This is a genomic window from Azospirillum sp. TSH64 (genome assembly GCF_003116035.1).
Classification (GTDB): domain Bacteria; phylum Pseudomonadota; class Alphaproteobacteria; order Azospirillales; family Azospirillaceae; genus Azospirillum.
On record NZ_LGQW01000015.1, the window covers coordinates 4,139,601 to 4,147,420 of the forward strand.

Here is a 7,820-nt window from a genome sequence, read left to right on the forward strand (position 1 = left end):
CATCGCCAATCCGACGACCGGATTACAGCGGAGCTGACCCATGCCAACTCAACGCGGTCAAACCGAGCGCGAACTCGACGTCATTTCCATCGGCCGCTCCTCCGTCGACCTTTATGGCGAACAGGTCGGCGGCCGGCTGGAGGACATGCAGAGCTTCGCCAAATATGTCGGCGGCTGCCCCACCAACATCGCGGTCGGGACATCGCGCCTCGGCCTGCGCTCCGCCCTGCTGACCCGCGTCGGCGACGAGCATATGGGGCGTTTCATCCGCGAACAGCTGATCCGCGAAGGCGTCGACACCAGCTGCGTCGTCACCGATCCGGAACGGCTGACCGCCCTGGTCATCCTGGGCATCCGCGACAAGAAGACCTTTCCGCTGATCTTCTACCGCGAGAACTGCGCCGACATGGCGATCTGCGAGGAGGATGTCCGGGAAGACGTCATCGCCTCGGCCAAGGCCGTGGTGGTCAGCGGCACCCATTTCTCCACCCCCACGACCGAAGCCGCCATGCGAAAGGCGATGCGGCTGGCTCGCGAGAACGGCACAAAGGTGGTGTTCGACATCGATTACCGCCCGGTGCTGTGGAAGCTGACCGGTCACGGGCTGGGGGAGGAGCGCTTCGTCGCCGACGGCGGCGTCAGCGCCCTGTTGCAGACCATCCTGCCCGGCTGCGACCTGATCGTCGGCACGGAAGAGGAGTTCCACATCGCCGGCGGCAGCACCGACACGCTGGCGGCGCTGCGCCGGGTCCGCGAGTTGACCGGCGCGACGCTGGTGTGCAAGCGCGGCCCGATGGGCTGCGTCGTCTTCCCCGCTGCCATTCCCGACAGCCTGGAGCAGGGCATCCGCGGCCCCGGCTTCCCGGTCGAGGTCTACAATGTGCTGGGGGCCGGCGACGCCTTCATGTCGGGCTTCCTGCGCGGCTGGCTGCGCGATCGTCCGCTGGAGGAATGCTGCGCCTTCGCCAACGCCTGCGGCGCCTTCGCGGTGTCGCGCCACGGCTGCGCACCCGCCATCCCGACCTGGACGGAGCTGTCCTACTTCCTGGCCAACGGCAGCCCGACGCCGCGGCTGCGCGAGGATGCCCGCCTTTCGCACATCCACTGGGCGACCACGCGGCGCCGCGACTGGCCGGAGGTGATGGCCTTCGCCATCGACCACCGCGCCCAGTTGGAGGCGATGGCGGCGCGGCTGGGCGCCGACCCGGCGCGTATCGCAGCCTTCAAGCTGCTGGCCCTACAGGCGGCCCAACAGGCGGCACGGCAGGCCTGCGACGGCCGCGACGGCTTCGGCATGCTGCTGGACGGCATCCACGGCCAGGACGCGCTGGATGCCTTGACCGGGACCGGCGCCTGGATCGGCCGCCCGGTGGAACTGCCGGGGTCGCGTCCCCTGCGCTTCGAGGGCGGCCCCGACATCGCCGTGACCATCCGCGAATGGCCGGCCGAGCATGTGGTGAAGTGCCTCGCCTTCTACCACCCGGACGACGAGGAGGCGCTGCGCTCCGAGCAGGAGCGCCAGATCCAGACCCTGTTCGCCGCCTGCCGCGCCACCAACCACGAGCTTCTGCTGGAGATCATCCCGCCGCGCGGCATGCCGGCCGGCGACGACACGATTTCCAGTGCGCTGGAACGCGTCTACGGGCTTGGCGTCCATCCCGACTGGTGGAAGCTGCCAGCGCCGGCCAGCCAGGAAGCCTGGAACAGCATCGCCGGCACCATCGACCGGCATGACCCGCTGTGCCGCGGCGTGCTGATCCTCGGCCTCGACGCGCCGGAGGAGGAGCTGAAGGCCGGGCTGGCTCTGGCCGCCCGCCAGCCGGTCTGCAAGGGCTTCGCCATCGGCCGCACCCTGTTCGGCGCCGCCGCCGAGGCGTGGCTGGCCGGCAGCATCGACGACGCGGCGGCGGTCGCGGCGATGGAGGCCGCCTATGGCCGGCTGATCGCCTTCTGGCAGGAACAGCGCAGCCGCCACGCCGCCTGATCCTCGCACCATCGCCAAAAACAACAGGGGCCGGACTGGCCCCGGTAGGGAGAAGCCATCATGGACAGCGTGCGCCTCACCGTCGCCCAGGCCGTCGCCCGTTATCTCAGCGCCCAGTATGTCGAGATCGACGGCCGGGAACTGCCGCTGTTCGCCGGTGTCTGGGCGATCTTCGGCCACGGCAACGTGGCGGGCATGGGCGAGGCGCTGCATGCCGCCCGCGATGTGCTGCCGACCTACCGCGCCCACAACGAGCAGGGGATGGCGCACGCCGCCATCGCCTATGCCAAGGCGCAAGGACGGCGCCGCATGATGGCCTGCACCACCTCCATCGGGCCGGGTGCCGTCAACATGGTGACGGCGGCGGCGCTGGCCCATGTCAACCGCCTGCCGGTGCTGCTTCTGCCGGGCGACGTCTTCGCCACCCGCGCCCCCGACCCGGTGTTGCAGCAGGTCGAGCGGTTCGAGGATGCCACCGTCAGCGCCAACGACTGCTTCCGCCCGGTGTCGCGCTTCTGGGACCGCATCACCCGCCCCGAACAGCTGATCCCCAGCCTGCGCCGCGCCCTCCAGGTGCTGACCGACCCGGTGGAGTGCGGGCCGGTGACGCTCTGCCTGCCGCAGGACGTGCAGGCGGAAGCCCATGATTTCCCAATTTCCGTCTTCGAGCGCACCGTCCGCCGCACCCGCCGTCCGGAGCCCGACCGCGACGAGCTGGCCGCGGTGACGGCGGCCCTGCGCGGCGCGAAGAAGCCGCTGATCGTCGCCGGCGGCGGCGTGTTCTACAGCGGCGCCTGCGACGCGCTGGCCGACTTCGCCAAGCGCCGGGGCATCCCGGTGGTGGAGACCCAGGCCGGCAAGGGTGCCCTGGTCTGGGACCATCCCAGCAACGTCGGCGCCATCGGCGTCACCGGCTCCAGCGCCGCCAACGAGCTGGCGGCGGAGGCCGATCTGGTGCTGGCGGTCGGCACCCGGCTCGCCGACTTCACCACCGCCTCCTGGACAATCTTCGCCAACCGCGGCGCCCGTCTCGCCGGGCTGAACGTCGCCGCCTTCGATGCGGTGAAGGGCGACGCCCTGCCGCTGGTCGCCGACGCGGCGCGCGGGCTGGCCGCCCTCGACGCCGGGCTCGGCGACTGGTCGGCGCCGTTGTCCTGGCAGGCTTTGGCGCAGGAGCGCACGGCGGTGTGGACCCGCATCGTCGACCGGGTGACCGCCGATGCCGGGCTCGACCTGCCGACCGACGCCCAGGTGCTGGGGGCGGTCAACCGCGCCGCCGGCAGGGACGGCACCATCGTCTGCGCTGCCGGCGGCCTGCCGGGCGAGCTGCACAAGCTGTGGCGCAGCGGCCGGCCCGGCGGCTACCATCTGGAATACGGCTTCTCCTGCATGGGCTACGAGATCGCCGGCGGGCTGGGCGTCAAGATGGCCTGCCCGGGCCGCGAGACCTTCGTCATGGTCGGCGACGGCAGCTACATGATGCTGAATTCCGAGCTGGCCGTGTCGGTGGCGATGAAGCGCAAGCTGATCGTCGTCCTGCTCGACAACCGCGGCTATGGCTGCATCAACCGCTTGCAGAACGCCTGCGGCGGCGCCCCCTTCAACAATTTGCTGCGCGACACCCATTACGAGACCGAGACCCTGCCCGACATCGACTTCGCCGGCCATCTGCGCGCGCTGGGTGCCGTGACCGAGAAAGTGACGGGTGTTGCCGAGCTGGAACAGGCGCTGGAGCGCGCCAAGGAATCCCCCGTTACCTACGCCATCGTCATCGACACCGACCCGCTGCCCTCCACCCAGGAAGGCGGGGCGTGGTGGGACGTGCCGGTGCCGGAACTCTCGACCCGTCCCGAGGTCGCGGCGGCGCGTGAACGCTACGTCGCCAACAAGGCCCGCCAGCGCCGCTGACCGCGCCCCTCTTCCACAATTCCCACCATCTTCTTCCGTCTTGGGAGCATCCGATCATGACCGTTCGTCTCGGCGTCAATCCGATCGCCTGGAGCAACGACGATATGCTTGAGCTGGGCGGGGAAACGCCGCTGGAGCAGTGCCTCGCCGAAGGGCGCGAGGCCGGCTTCCAGGGCTTCGAGCTTGGCAACAAATTCCCGCGCGACGCCGCCGTGCTGCGCCCGATCCTCGACGGCTACGGCCTGTCGCTGGTGTCCGGCTGGTACAGCGCCGGCCTGCTGGAGCGCAGCGTCGCCGAGGAGATCGAGGCGGTTCAGCCGCACTTGGCGCTGCTGAAGGCGATGGGCTGCCCGGTGATGGTGGTGGCCGAGACAACCGGCTGCGTCCATGGCGCCCGCGGCACGCCGCTGTCCCAACGCCCGACGCTGGAGTCCGGCCAGTGGGCGGAGTTCGGCCGCCGCATGGCGGCGTTCGGCGATTACCTGCGCGACCAGGGCACGCCGCTCGCCTACCACTACCACATGGGCACGGTGGTGGAGACGCCCGACGAGATCGACCGCTTCGCCGAGGTCACCGGCGACAGCGTCGGCATCCTGCTCGACACCGGCCATTTGACCTTCGCCGGCGGCAACCCGCTGGACCTGATCGCCAAATGGGGCCGCCGCATCAACCATGTCCATTGCAAGGACGTGCGCGCCGACGTGCTGACGCGGGCCAAGGCGACCGACAGCAGCTTCCTCGACGCCGTCATCGACGGGGTGTTCACCGTGCCGGGCGACGGCTGCGTCGATTTCCCCGCCGTGCTGAAGGCATTGAAGGACGCGGACTATCGCGGCCAGTGGCTGGTGATCGAGGCGGAACAGGACCCCGCCAAGGCCCATCCCCTGACCTACGTCACCAAGGGCCGCCGGCATCTGAGCGCGCTCGTAACAGAATACGGCCTGTGAGCATCCAAATGACCAACATCGTATCGCATTTCATCAACGGTTCGCGGATCGATGGCACCAGCGGCCGGCTCGGCGACGTCTACAACCCGGCGACCGGCCGCAACAGCGCCAAGGTGCCGCTGGCGACCGCGGCGGAGGTCGACCGCGCCGTCGCCGCCGCCCGTGCCGCCTTCCCGTCCTGGTCGGCCGCCACCCCGTTGCGCCGCGCCCGGGTGATGTTCGCCTTCAAGCAGCTGCTGGAGCAGAACGCCGACCGGCTCGCCAGCCTGATCACCGCCGAGCATGGCAAGGTCCATTCCGACGCGCTGGGCGAGGTGGCGCGCGGGCTGGAGGTGGTGGAGTTCGCCTGCGGCGGCCCGCATCTGCTGAAGGGCGAGGTGGCGGAGAATGTCGGCACCCGCGTCGACAGCCATTCGCTGCGCCAGCCGCTGGGCGTCGTCGCCGGCATCACGCCGTTCAACTTCCCGGCCATGGTGCCGATGTGGATGTTCCCGGTCGCCCTCGCCTGCGGCAACTGCTTCATCCTGAAGCCGTCCGAACGGGTGCCGAGCGCGGCCCTGTTCATGGCGGAGCTGCTGACCCAGGCCGGCCTGCCCGACGGCGTCTTCAACGTCGTCCATGGCGACAAGGTGGCGGTCGATGCGCTGCTGAGCCATCCCGACGTGAAGGCGGTCAGCTTCGTCGGCTCGACTCCCATCGCGCAATACATCTATGCCACCGGGGCGGCCAACGGCAAGCGGGTGCAGGCGCTGGGCGGCGCCAAGAACCACATGGTCATCATGCCCGATGCCGACCTCGATCAGGCGGTGGACGCGCTGATGGGGGCGGCCTACGGCTCGGCCGGCGAGCGCTGCATGGCGATCTCGGTCGCCGTGCCGGTGACGGAGGCGGTGGCCGACGCGCTGGTCGAGCGGCTGGCCGAGCGGGTTCGCGCCCTGAAGATCGGTCCCGGCACCGACCCGGCCTCGGAGATGGGGCCGCTGGTCACCCGCCAGCACCGCGACAAGGTGCGCGGCTACATCGACCTCGGCATCGAGGAGGGCGCCAAGCTGGTGGTCGACGGCCGTCGGGTCGAGATCGCCGATCCGGAGTGCGGCGACGGCTATTTCCTCGGCGGCACCCTGTTCGACCACGTCACGCCGGACATGCGGATCTACAAGGAGGAGATCTTCGGCCCGGTGTTGGCGGTGGTGCGGGTTCCCGACTACCGCACGGCGGTCGACCTGATCAACGCGCACGAGTTCGGCAACGGCACCGCCATCTTCACCCGCGACGGCGACACCGCGCGCGCCTTCGGGGCGGAGATCGAGATCGGCATGGTCGGGGTCAATGTGCCGATCCCGGTGCCGATGGCCTTCCACAGCTTCGGCGGCTGGAAGCGCTCGCTGTTCGGCGACCATCACATGCATGGGCCGGAAGGCGTGCGCTTCTACACCCGGCTGAAGACCATCACCAGCCGCTGGCCGACCGGCATCCGGTCCGGCGCCGACTTCGTGATGCCGACGATGACGTGAGCGGGAACATATGATCCGAACCGTCCGCGCCTGAACCCAACACGGCTTCGCCAGGGGGCGGAGACGCATCGCGAGACCATCCGGCACCACAGAGGGCGACCATGAGCAAGCTGCTGTTGCGCAACCACGCACCGGACCCGGCCGGCCGGGTGCACCATGTCACGCCTGAATCGGCGGGCTGGTCGTGCATCGGGTTCGACCTCTACCGCCTTGAGGAGGGCATGACCGTTTCCGGCGAGGATGCGGACCGCGAGACCTGCCTGATCTTCGTCGCCGGGCGCGGTGCGGCGACGGCCGGCGACCGGGACTGGGCCGAGCTTGGCGACCGCATGTCCCCCTTCGAGGACAAGAGGCCTTATGCCATCTATCTGCCGCAGGGGACGCCGTGGCGGGTCAGGGCCACCACCGCGCTGGAACTGGCGGTCTGCACCGCGCCCGGCCTGAACGGCGGGCTGCCGGTGCGGCTGATCCGTCCGGAGGATGTCGGCGCCTCGGTCCGCGGGCAGGGCAGCAACACCCGCCATGTCTTCGACATCCTGCCCGAATCGCAGCCGGCCGACAGCCTTCTGGTGGTGGAGGTCATCACCCCGGCCGGCAACTGGTCCAGTTATCCGCCGCACAAGCACGACGCCGACGACGGCACGACGGAGACCCAGTTGGAGGAGACCTATTACCACCGCATCGACCCGCCGCAGGGCTTCGCCTTCCAGCGCGTCTACACCGACGACCGCTCGCTGGACGAGGCGATGGCGGTGGAAAACGGCGACCTCGTCATGGTCCCGCGCGGCTACCACCCGGTCGGGGCCGCCCACGGCTACACCGGCTATTACCTGAACGTGATGGCCGGCCCCCGCCGCGCCTGGCATTTCAACACCGCCCCGGAACATCGCTGGCTGCTGGCGCCGGGCTGACCGGGGGCCCGCGGTCACGGTCCCGGCAATGGAAAAGCCCCCGTCCGGCAGTTCGGACGGGGGCTTTTCAAACAGATCGACTTGCCGTCCGGCGGCGGCGTGGCTCGCCTCAGAGGTCGCCGAGCGACCGGTCGATCTCCCACACCAGCCGGTCGGCCAGCTTGATCGAGCGGGCGAGGTCGGCGGGGCACATCCCCAGGCCGGGATCCTCGACCACCGGGAAGCTCTCCGCCTTGTCGAGTCCCAGGCCAGTCGCGGTGACCAGCACCTCGTAGCTGCGGTTGTCCTCGTTGAACAGGCATTCGGTCTCGAAGCCGCGGGCATCGCTTTCGGCCCACATGATCGCTTTGCTCATGGTCTCGTATCCTGACTTAAAGGGTTTCGTTACTTGGCGAGCGCCGCGTCCTTGCGGGCGGCGGACTTGCCGGCTGGCTTGACTTCGACCGGTGCGGCGTCCTGGGCCGACGGCTCGACATAAGCGCGTCCGTAATAGCTGTCGACCAGCAACTGCCTGATCTCGGCGACCAGCGGATAGCGCGGGTTGGCGCCGGTGCAT

General features: G+C 69.7%; 6 protein-coding genes. 5 read left to right on the plus strand and 1 reads right to left on the minus strand.

Annotated elements, in window-relative coordinates; translation table 11 throughout:
• Positions 1-40: 40 nt before the first annotated feature.
• The 5 genes from iolC to iolB all read left to right on the plus strand — a co-directional run bounded on the left by iolC (position 41) and on the right by iolB (position 7,264).
• A complete protein-coding gene (gene iolC, locus TSH64_RS20175; RefSeq protein WP_109447666.1) occupies positions 41-1,984 on the plus strand; it encodes a 5-dehydro-2-deoxygluconokinase in 1,944 nt (647 codons plus the stop codon).
• A gap of 60 nt (positions 1,985-2,044) precedes the next feature.
• On the plus strand, positions 2,045-3,892 hold the full coding sequence (gene iolD, locus TSH64_RS20180; protein ID WP_109447667.1) for a 3D-(3,5/4)-trihydroxycyclohexane-1,2-dione acylhydrolase (decyclizing): 1,848 nt from the start codon (positions 2,045-2,047) through the stop codon (positions 3,890-3,892).
• 56 nt (positions 3,893-3,948) lie between these two features.
• Complete coding sequence (gene iolE, locus TSH64_RS20185; RefSeq protein ID WP_109447668.1) at positions 3,949-4,839, plus strand: myo-inosose-2 dehydratase; 891 nt, start codon at positions 3,949-3,951, stop codon at positions 4,837-4,839.
• Positions 4,840-4,847: 8 nt separating this feature from the next.
• Positions 4,848-6,353: a CoA-acylating methylmalonate-semialdehyde dehydrogenase gene (locus tag TSH64_RS20190; protein ID WP_109447669.1), complete on the plus strand. Its 1,506-nt coding sequence runs from the start codon at positions 4,848-4,850 to the stop codon at positions 6,351-6,353.
• 101 nt (positions 6,354-6,454) lie between these two features.
• Positions 6,455-7,264 (plus strand): 5-deoxy-glucuronate isomerase, encoded by an 810-nt coding sequence (gene iolB / locus TSH64_RS20195; RefSeq protein ID WP_109447670.1) that lies wholly within the window; start codon positions 6,455-6,457, stop codon positions 7,262-7,264.
• A 109-nt stretch (positions 7,265-7,373) separates the two neighbouring features.
• On the opposite strand, the gene TSH64_RS20200 is transcribed toward iolB, so the two are convergent.
• On the minus strand, positions 7,374-7,619 hold the full coding sequence (locus TSH64_RS20200) for a hypothetical protein (protein WP_109447671.1): 246 nt from the start codon (positions 7,617-7,619) through the stop codon (positions 7,374-7,376).
• Positions 7,620-7,820: the final 201 nt, after the last annotated feature.